Source organism: Patescibacteria group bacterium (assembly GCA_041662665.1).
Taxonomy (GTDB): Bacteria; Patescibacteriota; JABMPQ01; order JABMPQ01; family JAQVVF01; genus JAQVVF01.
Genome location: JBAZSC010000001.1, coordinates 358,808 through 376,899, shown reverse-complemented (window position 1 = coordinate 376,899; position 18,092 = coordinate 358,808). Strand labels below are relative to the sequence as shown.

Annotated in this window: 17 protein-coding genes and 4 tRNA genes; 3 read left to right on the top strand and 18 right to left on the bottom strand. The window is 39.6% G+C overall.

Annotated features, from left to right (window positions below; all coding sequences use genetic code 11):
* Positions 1 to 17 precede the first annotated feature (17 nt).
* The 17 genes from WC663_01955 to tsf form a co-directional block, all read right to left on the bottom strand.
* The gene (locus WC663_01955; protein ID MFA6296090.1) at positions 18 to 383 is read right to left on the bottom strand and encodes a hypothetical protein; all 366 of its coding nucleotides are present in this window, start codon (positions 381 to 383) and stop codon (positions 18 to 20) included.
* Between the two features lie 19 nt (positions 384 to 402).
* On the bottom strand, positions 403 to 771 hold the full coding sequence (locus WC663_01950; GenBank protein ID MFA6296089.1) for a hypothetical protein: 369 nt from the start codon (positions 769 to 771) through the stop codon (positions 403 to 405).
* Between the two features lie 2 nt (positions 772 to 773).
* A complete protein-coding gene (locus WC663_01945) occupies positions 774 to 1,052 on the bottom strand; it encodes a hypothetical protein (GenBank protein ID MFA6296088.1) in 279 nt (92 codons plus the stop codon).
* Between the two features lie 223 nt (positions 1,053 to 1,275).
* Positions 1,276 to 1,346 (bottom strand) — tRNA-Trp (locus WC663_01940).
* A 114-nt stretch (positions 1,347 to 1,460) separates the two neighbouring features.
* Entirely contained in the window at positions 1,461 to 1,616 is a 156-nt protein-coding gene (gene rpmG / locus WC663_01935; GenBank protein MFA6296087.1) for a 50S ribosomal protein L33, read from the bottom strand.
* A gap of 258 nt (positions 1,617 to 1,874) precedes the next feature.
* Positions 1,875 to 4,163, bottom strand: coding sequence for a hypothetical protein (locus tag WC663_01930; GenBank protein MFA6296086.1), 2,289 nt, complete (start codon positions 4,161 to 4,163; stop codon positions 1,875 to 1,877).
* Between the two features lie 412 nt (positions 4,164 to 4,575).
* Complete coding sequence (locus WC663_01925) at positions 4,576 to 5,241, bottom strand: hypothetical protein (GenBank protein ID MFA6296085.1); 666 nt, start codon at positions 5,239 to 5,241, stop codon at positions 4,576 to 4,578.
* 952 nt (positions 5,242 to 6,193) lie between these two features.
* Positions 6,194 to 6,415, bottom strand: a complete 222-nt coding sequence (locus WC663_01920) for a hypothetical protein (protein MFA6296084.1) — start codon at positions 6,413 to 6,415, stop codon at positions 6,194 to 6,196.
* Positions 6,416 to 7,584: 1,169 nt separating this feature from the next.
* Positions 7,585 to 8,175, bottom strand: a complete 591-nt coding sequence (locus WC663_01915; GenBank protein MFA6296083.1) for a transposase — start codon at positions 8,173 to 8,175, stop codon at positions 7,585 to 7,587.
* 125 nt (positions 8,176 to 8,300) lie between these two features.
* On the bottom strand, positions 8,301 to 9,053 hold the full coding sequence (locus tag WC663_01910) for a helix-turn-helix domain-containing protein (GenBank protein ID MFA6296082.1): 753 nt from the start codon (positions 9,051 to 9,053) through the stop codon (positions 8,301 to 8,303).
* Between the two features lie 110 nt (positions 9,054 to 9,163).
* A tRNA-Thr gene (locus tag WC663_01905) sits at positions 9,164 to 9,234 on the bottom strand.
* 16 nt (positions 9,235 to 9,250) lie between these two features.
* A tRNA-Tyr gene (locus WC663_01900) sits at positions 9,251 to 9,333 on the bottom strand.
* 152 nt (positions 9,334 to 9,485) lie between these two features.
* A tRNA-Thr gene (locus WC663_01895) sits at positions 9,486 to 9,558 on the bottom strand.
* 153 nt (positions 9,559 to 9,711) lie between these two features.
* Positions 9,712 to 10,347, bottom strand: coding sequence for a hypothetical protein (locus WC663_01890; GenBank protein ID MFA6296081.1), 636 nt, complete (start codon positions 10,345 to 10,347; stop codon positions 9,712 to 9,714).
* A 138-nt stretch (positions 10,348 to 10,485) separates the two neighbouring features.
* Positions 10,486 to 11,277, bottom strand: coding sequence for a regulatory iron-sulfur-containing complex subunit RicT (gene ricT, locus WC663_01885; protein ID MFA6296080.1), 792 nt, complete (start codon positions 11,275 to 11,277; stop codon positions 10,486 to 10,488).
* A gap of 109 nt (positions 11,278 to 11,386) precedes the next feature.
* Complete coding sequence (gene pyrH, locus WC663_01880; GenBank protein MFA6296079.1) at positions 11,387 to 12,085, bottom strand: UMP kinase; 699 nt, start codon at positions 12,083 to 12,085, stop codon at positions 11,387 to 11,389.
* 130 nt (positions 12,086 to 12,215) lie between these two features.
* On the bottom strand, positions 12,216 to 12,806 hold the full coding sequence (gene tsf, locus WC663_01875; GenBank protein MFA6296078.1) for an elongation factor Ts: 591 nt from the start codon (positions 12,804 to 12,806) through the stop codon (positions 12,216 to 12,218).
* A gap of 230 nt (positions 12,807 to 13,036) precedes the next feature.
* Between tsf and WC663_01870 the strand changes: the two genes are divergently transcribed.
* The 3 genes from WC663_01870 (at position 13,037) to WC663_01860 (ending at position 16,484) form a co-directional block, all read left to right on the top strand.
* Positions 13,037 to 14,542: a tetratricopeptide repeat protein gene (locus tag WC663_01870; GenBank protein MFA6296077.1), complete on the top strand. Its 1,506-nt coding sequence runs from the start codon at positions 13,037 to 13,039 to the stop codon at positions 14,540 to 14,542.
* Positions 14,543 to 14,681: 139 nt separating this feature from the next.
* Entirely contained in the window at positions 14,682 to 15,659 is a 978-nt protein-coding gene (locus tag WC663_01865) for an MYG1 family protein (GenBank protein ID MFA6296076.1), read from the top strand.
* A gap of 153 nt (positions 15,660 to 15,812) precedes the next feature.
* Complete coding sequence (locus WC663_01860) at positions 15,813 to 16,484, top strand: hypothetical protein (GenBank protein ID MFA6296075.1); 672 nt, start codon at positions 15,813 to 15,815, stop codon at positions 16,482 to 16,484.
* A 190-nt stretch (positions 16,485 to 16,674) separates the two neighbouring features.
* Here the strand turns inward: WC663_01860 and truD are convergent, their stop codons facing one another.
* Positions 16,675 to 18,087, bottom strand: a complete 1,413-nt coding sequence (gene truD, locus WC663_01855) for a tRNA pseudouridine(13) synthase TruD (GenBank protein ID MFA6296074.1) — start codon at positions 18,085 to 18,087, stop codon at positions 16,675 to 16,677.
* Positions 18,088 to 18,092: the final 5 nt, after the last annotated feature.

Genomic DNA, 18,092 nt, shown 5'->3' with positions numbered 1-18,092 from the left:
TTGTTTTATATTAAAATTTAAGCTGTTTTTTCTTCCAAAACGATAATGCGCTTTTCATGATCAATATATTTTTCGTCTAATTGTTCCAAAACATAACTCTTCGAAGCCTGTTCTTCTCTGAAATCTTTTACTTCTTTAGCCAAAGCATCATTGCTATCTTGTAATTCATGCACAATTTCTTTTTTTTGTTTTTCCAACTTAAGATCTATTTTATTTTCTGAATCTTTAATCATACTTTTAACACTTGGCAAAATCAATTTTTCTGCGCCTTCGCAAAAAACTATGCGCATTTTTTTCTCCATTCTTTCTTCTGAATCCTTAATTAATTTTCCAGTTGTTTCAGAAACTATCTTACGCATTTCTTTTATGTCTTCTTTTGTCATTTTTTTGTTTTATTGAAATTTATTTAGCTTTTTCTAATTCAACTGTTTTATGTTTGCAATTTAGAATAGCTTTGTACTTAAATTTCGATAATAAGCTGATGCCAATTAAAGGCAGATTTTCAGAAATTAAAACTTGAACTAATTCCTTTTTGCCTTCCATTACAACTACGGCATGAGCAGCTGGAATTTCAACAATTTGTCCGTTTGCCATTTGCATCTTGATAACTTCAATTACTTCTAATCCTAATTCTTTGGCAATTTTTGGAGTAACTTGTAAATCACCGGTAAATCCTGTATCAAGTATTGCAAAAGGCGTTTGTATTGATTGTTCCCAGCCAATAATAATTTTAATGAAAGGCGTATTTTCAATAAAAATTCCCTTAATCATTTTTATTTTGTTTTAGAAAATAATCTTGCCATTGATTCTACGGTATCGTAGCCTATTTTAACAACAAAAAAAACTTTGTTTGGATGTACTTGCTTTGCCTTTTCAACTGCCTCAATGCTTGTTTTTCCTAAATATAATTTTTTGCTATCAATATCAATTGCTAAAAATTTTCCTTTTTCTTTTGGATCATATTCTGTTTTTACTTTTTCGTAAATTCTTGTTCCGTTGTCAGCGATTTTTTGAACATCAGCTTTTTTAATTAAAGTGTCGTTATTTTTCATATTATTATCTTAAATAATTTCTAATAATTCTAATTTTTCTAAAATTATTTTGCTTTTCTTAGTACTATTTTGAATCTCAAAAAAAAGCCACATCCCATGTGATTGGCTTATCATCTAAAGTTATAACAATCTCTTGCCTAATACTCAATGGTATATTGGCATAGATCTTTAAAAAATTTTCCCGACTATTTGTGCTCATATTAATATTGTAGCATAAATAGAACGGGGATGGAAGGAATCGAACCCTCGACAGCGGTTTTGGAGACCGCAGTTATACCATTTAACTACATCCCCTTGTGTTAAAATCCCAAATCCCAAAAACACAAACAAATTACAAATCACAAACTACAAAATTGTTTTATTGGTTTGTTTTTTGTAATTTGGGATTTGTTTGGAATTTGGAATTTGTTATTTAGTCTCTTTGTGTAGAGTATGTTTCTTGCATTTCTTGCAGAATTTTTTGATCTCAATTTTATTTTTAAGAACTTTTTTGTTCTTGCGAGAATAATAATTAATGCTCTTGCAAACAGTGCATTCTAATTTAATGAGATTATCTTGTGGCATCGAAGTTATAAGTTAAAAGTTGTAAGTTATAAGCTATACTGCAATGATAGCAGGAATCTTGAAAAATGGCAAGAGTAAATTGACGTAACTTATAACTTTCAACTGTTAACTGATAACTTAGTGAAAAAAAAGAAGACCGGTAAGGGTCTTCTGAAGGAACGGGAATGAAAGAACTGGAATGGTAGTGTGCCGCGCGCCAGGGAGCAAGGTTACAAGCTTAAAGCTTGGACTTGTCCCGGGGGCGGGTTGTTGGAAGGTTCAGACCTGGCGGGCCTTGTTGGCGAAGCTCTGGTTGTTCTGGCTGCGGAAGAAGGCCTCCTGCTCTTCCGCGCTCGCGCCCTGGGACTGCTCCTGCTCGTAGTTGCCGTGGGTCCCGCCGCCGCGCGTGTTGCGCTTGGCGGGCCGCTCTTCACGGGGCTTGTTGAGCATCTCGACCGTGTTCTTGAGATCGTAGTACTTGAGGACACCGAGGCTTCCCTCGAGCATCCCCTGGTACCACGGACGACGGTCGTCGCTCAGATGGTTCATGACCTCCTTGGCCTGGTTCAGGCGCTCCTCGGCCGCGTCGATGCGGCTCTGGTCGCCGGAGACCTTGGCCTCGTTGAACTCCTTCTTGGCCGCCCAGAGGTTGGTCTTGGCCTGGTTGACTTCCTGATGGATGCCGTTGATGGCCTCCTCCAGCGAGTCGTACCGGCCGTTGTTCACCTGCTCCTCGGCCATCTGGCGGATGCGGATCGACGCGGCCCAGCGGGCCTCGTGCTTCGTCAGCACCGCGATCTGCCCCTCGTACTGCGTCTTGCTCGTACGGGGGTTGATCCACGGCTTGGGCCGCCCCTTGCCGTCGCAGATCGGTTGACCCTCGTCGTCGGTCTCGACCACGAGGGTCGGGACCGTCACCGTCGCGAAGAGGGGCTCGTTGTCGCCCTTCCGGTTCACGTAGGTGGAGTACTGGGTCCCCGGCGCCTGCTGGCTGAACGGGCAGGCCGAGTAGACCTCGGCGCCCGGATCCGCGGCGAAGATCTCGCGCAGGGCGCTGGGCGTCATCAGCCCGGCCGCGCTGTGCATCTTCCCGCCGACAAGCTTCTCCAGCCACTTGCCGATCCGCTTCTCGTTCTCGTCACGCTCGCTGGGCTCCTCGTCCTGCTCCTCGCCCTGCTTCTCCTCGCCACCGAACAGCCCTTCGAGCTCGCCCAGCCCGGCCAGAGCCTTCTCTTCCTCCTTCCTGCGCTTCTCGTCGGCCTCGGCCTTGCGGGCCCGCTGCTCCTCGATCTGCACCTGCTCGTACTTCTTGCCCCGCTCGCGCAGCAGCTGACCCAGCATCTTGCCGGGCTCGCTGTAGCGCATCACGGGCAGGGTCTCGAGGAAGTGGTGGCGCAAGGTGTCGAGACACTTGTCGTTCAGGCCGTTCAGGATGTCGATCTTGCCGACGATCTCCTCGACGCTGCGCAGCCCGACCAGCTCGGCGTGAAACTTGCCGATGTTCTCGTCGAACCAGGCCCACGCCTCCTTGTTCTGCCGGTCCTTGACGTTCTGCTGCTTGCCCTCGACCGCGGCCTTGCTCTCGGCGAAGTGCCGGAGCGCGGCCGCGTAGGGCATGACGATCCGGCTCTCCCACCGCGCCTTCTTCTCGTGCGCGATGAGGGGCTGGACGGCCGCGATGTTCTTCGCCAGCACGTCCACCACCGTCTTGCAGTAGGCCGGGATGGTCTCGCAGTTGAACCGGAACAGCGGAGCGAGCTTGCTCACCACGAACTTCAGGATCTTGGTCTGCGCCTCGGTCTTGCCTTCCTGGCTCACCTGGGTCAGCTCGTAGACCACGCTGCTGTTCAGCGAGTAGGCGTCCTCGAGCTTCAGGACTTCACCGGCGTGGGCGCTGCAGATCAGGGGGTCCGGGATGGTGATCTTCACCTCCGGCCGCCCGGCCTCGCGCATCTCGTTGTGCTCCGCGCGGTTCTTGTCCTGCGCCGCCGTCTTGCGGCTGCGCCGGTTGCTCGTGATGACCCGGTTGCGGGCCTTCTGCCGCCGGATCTGCTCGTGCCGGGGGAGCTCGCTCATCTTCTTCTGGAACTCCAGGTCGTTGATCTGGGCGTCCTCCAGCGCCTCCTCGCTGGTCTCCTGCTCCTCGTCCTCACCCTCGCTCTCGCCGTCCTTGTCCTCGTCCTCGTTGACGTCCTCGACCTCGCCCTTCTTGGGGGGCTCGGGCTGGGGCGCGGCGGGCGGGGCGACCTGGACCGGCTGCTCGACCACCGCCACCGACGCCACCTTGGGGGTGGACTCGGCGGGCGGGGCGGGCTCGGCGGTCTCGGTCTCGACGGCGACGGACTTCTCGACCTTCTTGTGGTGGCTCCGCTTCTTGGGCGGGGCCTCGTCCTTCACATCCTTCTTCGTGCCATCCTCGTTGAACTGCTCCTGCTCTTCCTTCTCGACCTTCACCCGGGGCTTGCGCACCCGGGCGGGCTTCACCTCCTTCTCCTCGGTGACGGTGTTGACGGTGCTGACGCTCTTCGGCTCGCAGTTGGTCGACATGTCGCTCTCCTCCTCTGACACAAGCGGAATCTACTCGCGCGCGAACGCGGCCTTGCCTGGCCGCGATGTGCCAACTTCAAACAGTTAACCATTAACACTTAACAGTTAACACTTTTGACTATTATTTTTACCTTCCAAGTTGTCAGTGTTCTAGCATTAATCCCATACTAAGTATCTAATAAATATTGTTTGTTGCATTGATTAAATTCCTAAAGTAATCAATGTTTTTTTATATTCACCAGAAACATAGTACGGGACAGGCTATCAATCTTTTGTCTCCAAATGATTTGAGGCAAAAGGCTGACAGCGAATTTTTAATTTCTAATTATTAATTTTTATTAAATTTTCAATGAATTAATTTTCAAACTATTGCAAATTATTCATTAAAAACTTGATAAAAACTGGAAACATACAGAGGTTAAAATGCAGTCATCTACTTCCAAGAATCTATTTCATGTTTTATTTTTGCTTCTTCATACGCTTTTTCTGCTAAGTACAATCCGATCTGTTTCAGCAATTCAGATTTTTCTGATTTGCGGTAAAGTGCAGTATTGCGTATCTTATCAAATAATTCTCTAACACATTCAGAAGACAGACGATCAGCAAGCACTTTTGCGTCTTGCTCGTCTGCAATACTTTCATCATCTGGAAAATGCTTAGAAATAATCTCACGCCACAATCTCGTAGCTTCAATATCTCTATTTCTTTTTACTTCGGCTACCCAGATTGCCCATTTATCCAGACTTTCTTGATATGGAATCATAGAAATCTGGACATTAGCTTTTTCCTTAGGAAGAAATCGTCGCATTTGCAACAACACAGATTCCAACTTCCTTGCATGCTCAAAACAAATTGCTGGAGGTTGTTTTCCTTCGTTGAAGAAAAGCTTTAAATATCTACACAATGCTTTTTTTCTTTTATCAAGTTGCAGATTGGAACCCGATATGCTAAGCAACATGGATTCCGAGATGATACTTATTACATCGCCATCAAATCCCCAGGCTTTTAATTCACCATCCTTGTTGGTGACTGTAAGCCTTTCGTTTTCATGAAACAAGCAATTAACAAAAACATGTCTTGGCTTGTCTTTACTTGGCATTTTTCCTCCTTGTGTGCTTCAGTTGGTGAAAGGACGAGATGTAGCTATCAATAGTGTGTCTCAAAATAATTTGAGGCAAACTGCTGAAAGCTAGATTTAATTTCCAATTATCAATTTTACAATTTCCAATAAATTACCAATTTTCAATTTTCAGACCGAGTATCGCCATTGGAAATCGTTCATTGAAAATTTATTGAGAATTGTAAATTGGAAATTGATAATTTTGTAACGTTCTCTACTTACTCAACGATCACATCGTTGCTTAAGCTGAGGTGGCCACGAAAAGTGACCACAGGAGGGTACGAGCGGAAAACTGAAGAGTTGGGGGTAGGTCTAGTCGCCGTAGACTGCCATGGCGGGGAGAGCACGACGGCTCGCGCGGATCTTCCAGATTGGCACTTCTGCCGACCTGGAACCAGCTCCCTGGCTGGACTTGACCTGCCGGCCTTCGAGCCGAACAGTCGTTTCGTCCATGATCCGCCGGTCCGCCGCGTCCATCTGATCGTTCATCGTTTACTTTTCCTTCTCTGCTATAGGCTGCACTTTGCAGCAAGGCGAAAATCTTTTTTAAGATCTTTGCTTTACCGCAAACCCTAATTTCTCACCCTTCGGGTGACCACCCGTAGGGTGGCAATTACCAATTTTGCAATTTCCAATAAATTTTCAATGAACAATTTCCAATTACGACCATCGTCGCTTTGAAAATTGGTAATTGGTAATTTATTGCCACCCTGCGGGTGGTCACCCGAAGGGTGAAAAATTGTAAATTGATCATTTTTTAATGTACCGCCTCAAATAACAATGTAATCATTATTATTTCAGGTGGGGCCAGACAAGAGTCTGGCATGGAAGGTACTGGCGGAAAACTGAAGAAAAATCTGGGGAACTTGGGGATGAAACGGAACGACACTAGAACCTAGTACTTGGGCTCGTCTTGTGGGTCGTGTCAGGCTCAGCCCGACTTGGACCCCCGGGACTTGCCCTTGTTGGAGAGCTGGGTGCTGGTCTTGCCGGCCAGCGGCACGACGTCTCCGCGACCCGGGGTCGCGAGATCGCCGGCCTGCACCTCGTTCTCCTTCTGCTCGCGCTCCTTCTTCTTCGCCGGACACTGCCCCTTGGCATGCCGGTCACCGCCGCTCGCAACGCGCTGGTGGCAGATGATGCAATTCGCCATTGTCCTTTCCTCCTCGAGGACTCTTGGTCCCCTCTCGCACGCAATCAGTATTTAGGAATCAATTTTTTGATTACTAGTTACTGATTACATATCTCTAATTTCCAATTATCAATTTACAATAAATGACCAATTACTAATTTTCAAATCGTCACTGTCGTCATTGAAAATTGCTTATTGAAAATTTATTGTGAATTGGAAATTGGTAATTGGAAATTTCATTCTGCCCATTTATTAGAGGCCGAAGTGGCTCAGCAAGGACTAAAGAAAAGATTTATTCCCTGGAGACCATTTCACCTCCTCTAATAAATAGACGGAAATGCGGTTAAACTGGTTAGACTAGTTAGACTGGTTAACCTAAACTGGTTAGACTAGTTAGACTGGTTAACCTAAACTGGTTAGACTGTTAAACTAGTTTGCTCTGATTGACATTTTGGAATGAGCTTGGTTTGAGCTTAGAACTCTGCATTATATTACTCTATTTTTATCATGTCAAGAGGTTTTTACAAATATTTATTATCTTTTTCGATATTTTGACATATTTTGCTTTAAACAAGGCAAAATAAAAACAAGCTATTTTAGCTTATTTTGTCTATTATTACTGACAATTTTGATAATATCAGGTATTAATAATTTTGCAAGTTTTTTCGCCTAATTACTAGTTACTCATTACTAATTACACTAAATTGTCCAAATCTATTGACAAATACTACAGGCTTGCTATAATACATTGTTATAAATCATCTTGATCTTTGGTTCCCTGGGTCGAGGAAGGCGCGCCTGAAACTATGGCGATGCTAACCTCTACCCCATTGGTAGAGGAGGACGTCATGGGCGACTGAAAACTAGTTAACAGTTGAAAGTTAACAGTTATAAGTGCCAAGCGACTCCCCCAACTCCTGACGGAGAAGACAATAAAATGAACGCCAATTGGATGAATCGATTTTTTGCCCTTTGTTCCCTTAACCGAGCTTTTGCCCGGTTTTATTTTGCGCGAAAATTAACACATTCTTTGAAACTCGGTTTCCGAAGAAACCGAGTTTCGTGTGTCAATTATTTACAACATGATGAAACTCGGTTTTATCTTAATTAAATGATTATTTTTCATACCTTGTTCTTACTTACATTAAGTTTATTTTTTTGATTAATAGAAAACCGAGTTTCTATTTCACTCATTCAAGTATTAATTTATCCAAATTTCTCTCATTATAATTCATCAAATGTGCCTTTATTAATTCTTTATACTCTTTTACAAAATTACCTTCTACACAATTTATTATTTCGGTTTTATTACATAATGTTCCGTTTCTGATATTTATATAATCTTTATAAGAAGACCAAGGATAATTTTCTAATGTAATTATTTTTTGTTTTAATAAAATATTCTGATCTTTAGCTGGATTTATATGGATGTATTTTGAAATATTTAGCAATTGAATATAGCTCAAAATCTGGACATCTTTAAATTTTCCCTGAAATAAAACTCCGCTATGATCATATTTTTTGTTAAAATATTTTGCATAACTTATTGTTAATAAATGCATGAACTTGCTGATTCCATTATTATTTAATTGTTTTAGCAATAAATGAAAATGATTCGGCATTAAGCAATAGCAGATTATTTCAACTAAATTATTTTTATATTTTCTTAATAATTTAATAAATTGAAAATAATCATAATTTTGCAAAAAAATATCGCGTTTTTCAGTACCGCGATTGTAGATATGATAAAATGATTCATTTGTAAAATTTGTTTTGCGCATTTCTATTTTTGAATTCACGCGAAACTCGGTTTTATCTTAATTAAATGATTATTTTTTATACCTTGTTTTTACTTACAATAAGTTTATTTTTTTGATTAATAGAAAACCGAGTTTCTAGCATGTTCTTATACTTTTTTGGCTGATTCCCAACCTAAATAAAATAGTGAACGTACTGTATTAGCAATTTCTTTATTTTCAATAATTACTCCTGATAGCTTTCCTTTCAAAGATGCAATGGCAACTTTATTATTATATATTGTAATATCAGCAGTCACAGGAAATTTATCGAAAGGAATAAAACGTCTTTCACCTGGAGCCTTTGGTCTTTTTGTTGGACCATTGATTGAAGTATATATAGCGAAAGTTTCAATATTTTTTTCAGCTCTTCTGTCTGTAAACTTTGCATTTTCTTCAGGAGTAAAAACTTTGTTAAGATCATCTAGACAATACATTGCCTCAATTTTTTTGTCTGTAGTTTTCAAAAAATCCTCGCGCATTGATAACAATCCTTGCCTGCCTTCAAAGAATCTGACAGTTGGTTTTTCTGTTGGCAAATTAAATAAAGCTTTAAATTCTGGCAAAATATTTTCAAATTCTTTTTGCTTTTGATTAAGATCTTCTTTTTGCTGATTTAATAATGTAACTAACTTGTCAGGAGATTCGGATGCAAAATAAGTTTTTTTATCTTTTTCAAAAGTTGTAACAATCCCCTTTTTTTGTAATGACTCTAAAATAAAATAAGCAGTTGGTCGATTGATCCCTGCTTTTTTTGCAATATTTAAAACTGTGTCATATCCTAATTCCAATGAAGCCAAATATACTTTTGCTTCTTTGTCAGATAGACCTAATTTAATTAGCTCCTGTGATAAAAGAGACATGAGATTAAATAAAATTACAAATAACAAATTCCAAACAAATTACAAAGATTTTGTATATTGTGATTTGTAATTTGTTTGGAATTTGGAATTTGACATTTGTAATTTTCGAAAGCCCTCTGTCAGAATCGAACTGACATATGCAGTTTACAAAACTGCTGTTCTGCCACTGAACTAAGAGGGCGATTTAAATTCACGTTTGGGTAGGGCAGGGTTCGAACCTGCGAAGCCCGAGGGCATCAGGTTTACAGCCTGATCCATTTGACCGCTTTGGTACCTACCCAATTGTTAATATTTTAATCTTTTTTTAAAAAAATATCAAGACAAAGCCCTCCTTCGTTTTGCTTTGCAAAACTTCGGTGGGCAAAGCCGTTGGGCGGAATCGAACCGCCGACCTACTCCTTACCATGGAATTACCCCGCCTGCCCTCGCCTGAGCCATTGACCGGAATTGAACCGGTGACCTACTCCTTACCATGGAATTGCTCTACCAACTGAGCTACAATGGCTCGGGCGATGGCGGGCAGGTCTGCCGACTGAGCTACAACGGCCCGTTAAAAGTTTACGCAATTATTCCATTAATCAGCAATAAATCATGGGATCCTTCGCTGGTTAAATTTGTTGACACCAACAAATTTAACCAGCGATGACAGAATGAAATTTTATTTCCTTCCTCTAATTGACAAATCCTTTTTTAAATTTCTGATTTTGTAAATTTCAGTCTGAGATTCCAAATCATCTGGATTTAATTTTACGGCTTGCTCATAAGCTGATTGCGCATCGCTTAAAATCTGTTGAATAAAATATATTTTTCCTAAACCTTTATATGCAACTATATCTCTTGGATCTTTTTTAATTAATTCTAAATAAACTTTTTCTGCTTCTTTGTATTCTTTTTTTCCAGTCAAAAGCTCAGCTTTTGCACGCAAACTGATTGGAGATTTTGTTTCCGTTTTTGCAATTGGCAAAACTTTCGGTTTTGATTTTGGACGATTGAGAATTAATTTTCTTAATTCTTGCCTTGGTCTACTGATATTATCAACATCCTTTTTTTCTTCTTTTTTAATTTTATCTTTAAGATTTTTTAGATTAGCGATTCTAGCAAAAACTGCTTTTGCTACACTTACTGAAAAATCAATTATTGACTTGCCCGCTTTTTGAAATAATGATTTTTCTTTATTTTTATTCTCAACTTTAATTTTCGCTACTTCTGGAAATTTTTTTGCAGCAATCATAATAATTCCAGCGAGGGCTAGAATAATAATTATTTCGGGAATTAAAGTTTGCAATGTAAACATCGTTATTAATTTTCAATTTCTAATTTCTAATTTTTATTAAATTAATAATGCATTAATTTCTAATGTCTATACTAGCCGTTAGGTTTGAAAATTAATTCATTAAGAATTTAATAGAAATTAGAAATTTATAATTAGAAATTATCTCTCCGGGAGCTTAACTGATATTCTTGTCTTATCATCAAGCAATATATCCAAATTTCTGGTTAATAGATTTCTGCCAATAACTGTTCCAACTCCTTGTTTTGTTCTAACTCTTTTGCCAACTGTTGGAAAATCTTTAGCTAAATCTTGATATAATTCTGTTTCGTATGCTAAACAACATAATAATCTTCCGCAACAACCTGAAATTCTATCTGATCCTCGCTGAACCATTTGTTGTTCTCGTGCCATATCTGTTGTGATGCTAGCAAAATCTTTTAAGAATTTTGTGCAACATAATTCCTTACCGCACATTCCGCATCCGCCGCATTTTGCAGCAACATCTCTGGATCCTACTTGTTGCAAGCGAATTGATTTTTGAAATTTTTTTGTTAAGTCTTTTACTAATTCTCTGAAGTCAACTCTGCTTTCAGCAGTAAAATAAAAAATTATTTTTGAACCATCAAAAGTATAATTAGCAGCAACTATTTTCATATCTAAATTGTGTTTGCCAACTAATTCTTTGCATACTTTTAAAGCTTCTTCCTGCTTAATCTTATAATTATCAAGCTTTTCAGTATCAGTTGTTGTTGCTTTTCTTAAAATTGGCTTTAAAGCAAATTCAAGCTTTGTTTCATCAACATTTTTGTTAGCAAAAACAACGGTGCCAATTTCTGTACCTTGTTCTGTCTCAACAATGACCTTATCACCCTTATTTAGTATAATATTATTTTGGTCAAAATTATAGATCTTGTCTAAAACATTAAATTTGATACCTGCAATTATTTTCATATATATGTAATACGAATCTACGAATTTTATGCTAATCTACAAATATGCGAATTGTCGTATTCGTATTTTCGTAGATTAGCATCCATTTGTAGATTCGTATTATATTAATTTACTTCACAATCGTTCCTATTTTCTCACCCATTGCTGCTTTCTTCAAGTTACCTTCTTTTGTAACATTAAAAACAACGATTGTCAATCCATTATCACGAGCGAGTGCAAAAGCTGTTTGATCCATGACTGCTAATTTTTTAGACAAAACTTCATCATAAGAAAGAGTATCGTATTTTTTTGCATCTTTATTTTCATTTGGATCAGAATTATAAACACCATCAACATTTGTTGCTTTTAAAACAACATCGCATCCTGTTTGCAATCCATGAAGTACTGCTCCAGTGTCAGTTGAAAAAAATTGATTTCCTGTTCCTCCGCCCATAATAACAATCTTTTTTTCATCCATATAATGAATTGCTTTTCCTGGAGTGTAATATTGAATAATAAATGGCATGTAAATTTGTGACAAAGCTCTTGCTTCTTGATGGCCAAATTTATCAATAGCTTCTCGCAAATTTATTGCATTCATGACACTACCTAACATTCCTAAATTATCAGCAATTGTTCTTTTCATTTCTTTTTCTTCTCTACCTCGATAAATATTTCCAGCTCCAATTTCAACAATCACTTGTTTGCCCATTTTTACTAATTCAACAATTTGAGAAGCATATTTACTAACTGTTTTTTGATCAATACCAAAATCCTTGTTGCCCATCATTAATTCACCAGATAATTTGAGCATTATTCTGTTGTACATAATTTTGTTTTAAAAGTAATAACGAAAAATATACTGTCATCCTGAACCGCAGTGAAGGATCCCGTAAATCAGATAACAATCACGGGATTCTTCGGCTTAGGCCTCAGAATGACACTATTAATTTTTAAATTTATATTTCAAAACGTTCAAATCGTTTTATCACGAGTTTTTCTCCCAACTTTGCAGTTGTTTCAGTCAACAATTCTTGAACAGTTTTTTCTGGATCTTTAACTAAGGCTTGAGTTGTTAAAGCGTTTTCTTCACAATATTTTTTAATTTTGCCTTCCATAATTTTATCTGCAATTTCTTTTGGCTTGCCCATTTTGTTGATTTCTTCTTGCCATTCTTTTTTTAATTCAGCTAACTTTTCTGCTGGAACATCATTTGGTGAAACACAAATTGGATTAGAAGCTGCAACTTGAATTGCAATATCATGAGCCATAGCTTGAAAATCAGAATTTCTAGCGACAAAATCTGTTTCGCATAAGATTTCAACCATTGAACCAATTTTTTTATTAGCATGAACATAGCAATCAATAATTCCTTCTGTTGCTTCACGTCCAGCTTTTTTGGCCATGATCTCTTGTCCTCTTTTCTTTAATAATTTTACTGCTTCATTATAATTTCCGTTTGCTTCATCTAGAGCTTTTTTGCAGTCCATAAAACCAGCTCCACACATTTCGCGTAATTTTTTGACGTCTTCCATTTTTATTTGTGTCATACGTTTAAATTGACAAATTAATAATTATATTATATAATGTTTAGTGCTCTTTTTTTCTTGCTCTTAACAAAATAACTAATTTTTCAGTTTTATCCGCATGTAATCCGTTAAAATCAGCTTTTCGAATAACGCGGATTTATCGGATTGCACGCGGATAAAATTGATAACTTCCAGATTCAGAATAACAGAAAGAAAGCAGAAAGTCAAAGGCAAAAACGAGGAGGAAGAGAATGGCTGAGCCAGAAGATCTTAATCTTGGTGATTTACTTGAATTGCTTGGTGATTCATCAACACTTGAACCTGATTCTTGTGCAAAAGCGGCGACTTGTTTAGGACAGAATGATTTTGCTGGTGTATTAGTTCATTGCGAAAAAGCTCTTGGAGAAGATCCTTGCAATGGTTTGGCAATGAATCTTCAGATTCATGCTTTGCATAAATCTGGTCAAAAAGATCAGGCGATGGCAAAGCTAAGCTATTTGATGAGATTCTTTCCTGATCGCGAAAATGCAAAAATCAGCGAACTCACTGCATTGTTTAGCGATTCTGATGAAGATACTGATTTCTATCTGATTCAGGCTAAGACTTGCCTCGAGCAAAAGAGATTTGATGATGCAAGGCAATACGCTGAAGACGCCTTGAGAATCAATCCCTTCTCTTGTCAGGCAAATTGCATGATGGCAAGAATCTATCTTGCTCAAGATGATTTTGAAAAAGCGCAAGTTCAACTTGCCCACTTACTGAAGTATTATGGTGAAAATAAACAAGTTGGTTATCTGGTGAAAGATTACATTGAAGTGATGATCGCCAAGGACAAGTTTGCTGATGCATTGATTTTCTTTGTTCAGTTCAAAGAAAATAGATCTCTGGCCTTGAGCTTTGTTGGAACTGCTTGTTCTGCTTATGCTGAACATCAACGCAAAGCTGTCAAAGAGATTGAAGATCTTGATGAACAAAGACTAAAGCTTGCTGAAGCTGAGATGCTCTTTTTGGAAGCGATCAGCTATCTACAAGATTCGCCTACTTTCTTGATTCAAGCCATAGAAGGATTGTTGTATGTCTATCTGGAATGGTCAAAGAAATTCAGAGATGATAAATCAAAAGAAATGCATGAACTGCTTGCAAAAGCTGAAGGTTTGAGTGTCAGAGTTCCACCAAGAATCTATGCAGCTTTTGTCTTTTTCTATGCCAGAAAGCCAAGCACTTTTGCGAAAGCAATCGAGTACTTGGTAAAATGCCGCGAAGCTGGAGTTGATGATGAAAAGTCAATTCAGGCAACACGCGCATTTCTTGGACATCTGAAAGAACATCGGCATACAATCGCTCATCTTCCGGATCCAGAAATGAAAGCAACAAGGCTTGATGTTCTTGCAACAACATGCAAAGAAGCAATCAAGGCCTTTGATGATACTGAAATCATTGCTGCAATTTCTGTTAATCTTCTGTTCATCTATCTTGAGAAATCAAGAATTGGCAGATCAAAGCTATCTGAAATGCTGAGGACTTTGCAAGCTTTGGAAATGCTGGTTGATGATGACAAACGCAGGCCAGAAATGTATCTGCCTTTTGTCTACTTTTTCACAATGCCGAAGAGACATGACAAAAAACAGGCTGACTATTTCTTGACTTGTTGTGAACAACATATTTGTTCAGATGAAAGAGAGTACCTTGAACCTGCGTACGCGGCCTACAGAGTCGCATTTGGAATGTCCTTTAACCGAGTTGATCAGTCGAAATAACGGCTGATTTTTTATACTCTCGAATATGCACAAATGCCTTAAGGCCACAAATAACACAAATATATTTTACATTCAGTTGACATTTTAGTTATTTTCTGATATTTTAATTAGCTGCGAAAACGAAGAGGAGGAAGAGGAAATGATTGAGAAGGAACATAAGGTTGTTGCAACGCATAATGGAAGGTTTCATGCTGATGATGTGTTTGCGTGTGCAGCATTGGCATTGCTCTTTATCATTCAAATTTTTCGGACTCGCGATCAGGAAGTTTACGAAAAGGCTGATTTTCGAGTTGATGTCGGCGGCGAAAATGATCCAAATACTGGCGACTTTGATCATCACATGTTTGGCGGAGCTGGAATACGTGAAGGCTTTTTCAAAGTCTTGCGGTTTGCTTGGATTTTCAAGCATATTATCAACTTGCTGATGTGGAAATTGTTTGGCAAGAAAGTGACCGCACATCTGCCCTATGCTTCTTTTGGATTGGTCTGGAAAAAGTTTGGAGTAGCAATTTGTGATGGAAATGAAAAAGTAGCTAAGCTTGTAGAAAAGTGGCTGGTGATTCCAATTGATGCACAGGACAATGGCTACAAGATTTTTCAAGGAAAAGTGGAAGATATCTCTGCACACACTATTTCAAATGTGATTGATAATTATAATCCAGCTTGGGATGAAAATGATCGAGATCCAGATGTTGCTTTTTTTGAAGCTTTGGAATTTGCCAAGGTCTATCTAAAAAGGACAATTGCAAGAGCTGCAGGCGTCATCAGAGCTGAAGAGCTGGTGTTGAAAGCGGTACCTGAATCTGATGATCCAAGAATTGTTGTATTGAATGATCCGATGCCTTGGTCATCAGTTGTTAAAGAATTACCGCTGATCAAATTTGTTGTTCATCGCGTTAACAATGGCTGGATGGTACATGTTGTGAATGCTGGATATGGGACTGGCAAACGCTATCGTAAAAACTTGCCAAAAGCATGGCATGGACAGCGCGGCTCAACTTTGGTCAAATTGACTGGAGTTGCTGATGCTGATAACTGCCATAAAGATGGGCATATTGTAGTAGCGAAATCAAGAGAAGGAGCGATTGCACTAGCGAAGGTTGCACTCAAAGCATAATTAAGCGTTCTTTTAGATAGAGGTTTTTACCTCTTTTTTTATGCTTACAAATCGCACGAATGCCTTAAGGCCACTAATCGCACAAATATCTTTTTTTGGCTTATTTAAGGTTCCCATTTCTCATATCCCAAGATCCCACTTCCCACTTCAAAAATGCCATTGACAAAAATAGGGTGCTGTGATATGATGAAAAGCCCTGGAATCGGGGTGAGTGCCACCACTGACAGGAGGTTTCCGATGAGCCGCACGGTCCTGGTTGATCAGTTCGAAGGTCTGGGGCTCATGCCCCTCATCATCCTCGTGAAGGTCGCCGGAATCGGCGGCTGGATCGAGGCTCTGCTCCCTCAGAAGGAGTACGATGCAAAGGCGGTGGCTGCGAAGCACCGCAAGGAGGCAAAGGATCTCGGAATCGAGTTCGGTGTCAAGAGAGACGGCATGGATGACACCGGCACGAACATCGCTGCCAATCGGCAGATGGTCGACATGAGCGCACTCCTGAGCGAGCTCGGCATGGCTGGCTACAAGGTGACGGATGCCTTCTGGTTCTGGCGTGAGGATAAGCGTGGCAGGAAGAGGTTCCTGCAGCTGGTGCTCACTCAGACAGGAAAAGATCTCAAGCTGCCCGATCGTGTCGTCAACCTCTTCAACCAGACCACACCCTACTGCAACGTCTGGGCCAACGTCAACGAGAAGGGTGAAGAGCTGTACAGGCTCGACACCGTGAACGTGCCAGTCCCCCGCGACGGCATGGTGACCCAGGAAGAGCTGCACATCAGCTTCGCCCCCGGTCGCTACACCTACACGCTGAGCCCCCCCACCCGATAGACCTACCCACACACTCACAACACCCGTTCCTTTCGCACCCTACCTAGACTGACTCGTCCGAGTCGGTCTTTTTTTTGCACAAAAAAAACGTGTAGATTATTTTCTGCACGTTCTGCGTTAGATTCTGCGTTAGTCTGCGTTAAAAACGATTCCGCAGAAATACGCAGAATCGAACGCAGAAAACGCAGAATTATTTACCAGAATTTGTTAAAACATTTGACCAGTATTCTTCAAAAACTTTTTTGATATTTTCTATTGTGCCTAGCTCTAATATTTTTAAGGTATCAATTTCTTTTTGTGAGACCCAACTTGGCAATGGCAAGCCCATTGTCAAAGTAAAGATATGAGATAAAAATGTTGTGGCATAGGCACCTTTGTGTAATTCAAAATTAATGGCAACTCCATCTTCTGTACAAGTAAAAGAATTAATTTTTGGAGATAATAATGTTGGAACTTCATAATGACGCAACTGGATAAATGGAAATGGACGAGCTGATTCTCGGAAATTTTTTGTTTTATCGCTTTCTAAAAAGTCTTCATACAAATCTTTGTCTGATCTTTCATTGCTCAAAAATAATGGCAATTTAGCTGGCAGATTAATTTTGTTGCGAACTAATTGTGAGATTTTTTTATTAAATAAATAGCTACCGTAAGCATAAGCCCAAAGTTTGACTTGTTCTTTGATTGCTAATAAGGCATTAATATAATCACTTGGTTCATGCGTCAAAGCTTTTAAAACTCTTATTTCGCCAGAAAAAGTATATGGCATTTGTTCATAAATTTTGATCATATCATTCCAATTGCCATAAATTGCTTTGGCTTTGTTTCTTAATTCTTGGATTAATGGAATTTCATTCTTGCCTTGAGCAATTAAAAATGCTTTAACTGCTAACTCATAATCACCACGAAGTAAAATTATACCAAGCTTGTGGCCAATTCCCCTAGCTCCGCCAAATCGTTGACTGCCAAAAAAATTATAAAAGCCAACTTCTTTAATATGGTTTAATTTTTCTAATAACAAATTTGGATCGTACAAACCTTTTGTTCGGATAAAAATATTAAATCTATTACCAATCAAATTTCCTGGTTGCAAAGCGCCTTTGCTAACAATTATATTTTTTAAATAAATATTTGGAAGTTTTAATTCTTTTATTTTATCTCTGGATATTTTTCTAAAACTAAATTTTTGAGAAGTAATAGCAATGGCATCTTTCATGCCAGAATAGCCAATTTGTCCTAAGCCTACATTCAATTTTTTGGCAATACGATCAATTGCTTCTAATGTTGGAATGCCAATTTTAACTACATCAGCATAAACTGTCTCGCCTTCTTGATCTGCTAAGCTTGGATCATTTTCTGGATCAATAGTTGTAATTCTGCCATCTTGAGTAATTTCTTCAACAATGAAATCAGCTGGCGAAAAACGCAAAAAACCCAAAGGTAGATCAGAAATTATTTCAATTCCGTAATCTTGAAGTAATTTTTGATCCTCGATAATTGGGTTTTGTCGTTCTATCTTTTTTGGGTTTTCTTTTCTGACTTTTGCTAGAAAATCACACTCTTTCAACCAAGCATCATAGGATGTTTGATTTTGATTTTCCATTTTAT

Excerpts from the sequence above, each read along its gene's own strand:
- tsf (MFA6296078.1), bottom strand. The coding sequence starts at position 12,806 with ATGACACAAATAAAAATGGAAGACGTCAAAAAATTACGCGAAATGTGT.
- WC663_01915 (MFA6296083.1), bottom strand. The coding sequence starts at position 8,175 with ATGCGCAAAACAAATTTTACAAATGAATCATTTTATCATATCTACAAT.
- rpmG (MFA6296087.1), bottom strand. The coding sequence starts at position 1,616 with ATGCCACAAGATAATCTCATTAAATTAGAATGCACTGTTTGCAAGAGC.
- WC663_01920 (MFA6296084.1), bottom strand. The coding sequence starts at position 6,415 with ATGGCGAATTGCATCATCTGCCACCAGCGCGTTGCGAGCGGCGGTGAC.
- ricT (MFA6296080.1), bottom strand. The coding sequence starts at position 11,277 with ATGAAAATAATTGCAGGTATCAAATTTAATGTTTTAGACAAGATCTAT.
- WC663_01865 (MFA6296076.1), top strand. The coding sequence starts at position 14,682 with ATGATTGAGAAGGAACATAAGGTTGTTGCAACGCATAATGGAAGGTTT.
- WC663_01925 (MFA6296085.1), bottom strand. The coding sequence starts at position 5,241 with ATGCCAAGTAAAGACAAGCCAAGACATGTTTTTGTTAATTGCTTGTTT.
- truD (MFA6296074.1), bottom strand. The coding sequence starts at position 18,087 with ATGGAAAATCAAAATCAAACATCCTATGATGCTTGGTTGAAAGAGTGT.
- WC663_01950 (MFA6296089.1), bottom strand. The coding sequence starts at position 771 with ATGATTAAGGGAATTTTTATTGAAAATACGCCTTTCATTAAAATTATT.
- WC663_01890 (MFA6296081.1), bottom strand. The coding sequence starts at position 10,347 with ATGTTTACATTGCAAACTTTAATTCCCGAAATAATTATTATTCTAGCC.
- pyrH (MFA6296079.1), bottom strand. The coding sequence starts at position 12,085 with ATGTACAACAGAATAATGCTCAAATTATCTGGTGAATTAATGATGGGC.
- WC663_01910 (MFA6296082.1), bottom strand. The coding sequence starts at position 9,053 with ATGTCTCTTTTATCACAGGAGCTAATTAAATTAGGTCTATCTGACAAA.
- WC663_01955 (MFA6296090.1), bottom strand. The coding sequence starts at position 383 with ATGACAAAAGAAGACATAAAAGAAATGCGTAAGATAGTTTCTGAAACA.
- WC663_01870 (MFA6296077.1), top strand. The coding sequence starts at position 13,037 with ATGGCTGAGCCAGAAGATCTTAATCTTGGTGATTTACTTGAATTGCTT.
- WC663_01860 (MFA6296075.1), top strand. The coding sequence starts at position 15,813 with ATGCCATTGACAAAAATAGGGTGCTGTGATATGATGAAAAGCCCTGGA.
- WC663_01945 (MFA6296088.1), bottom strand. The coding sequence starts at position 1,052 with ATGAAAAATAACGACACTTTAATTAAAAAAGCTGATGTTCAAAAAATC.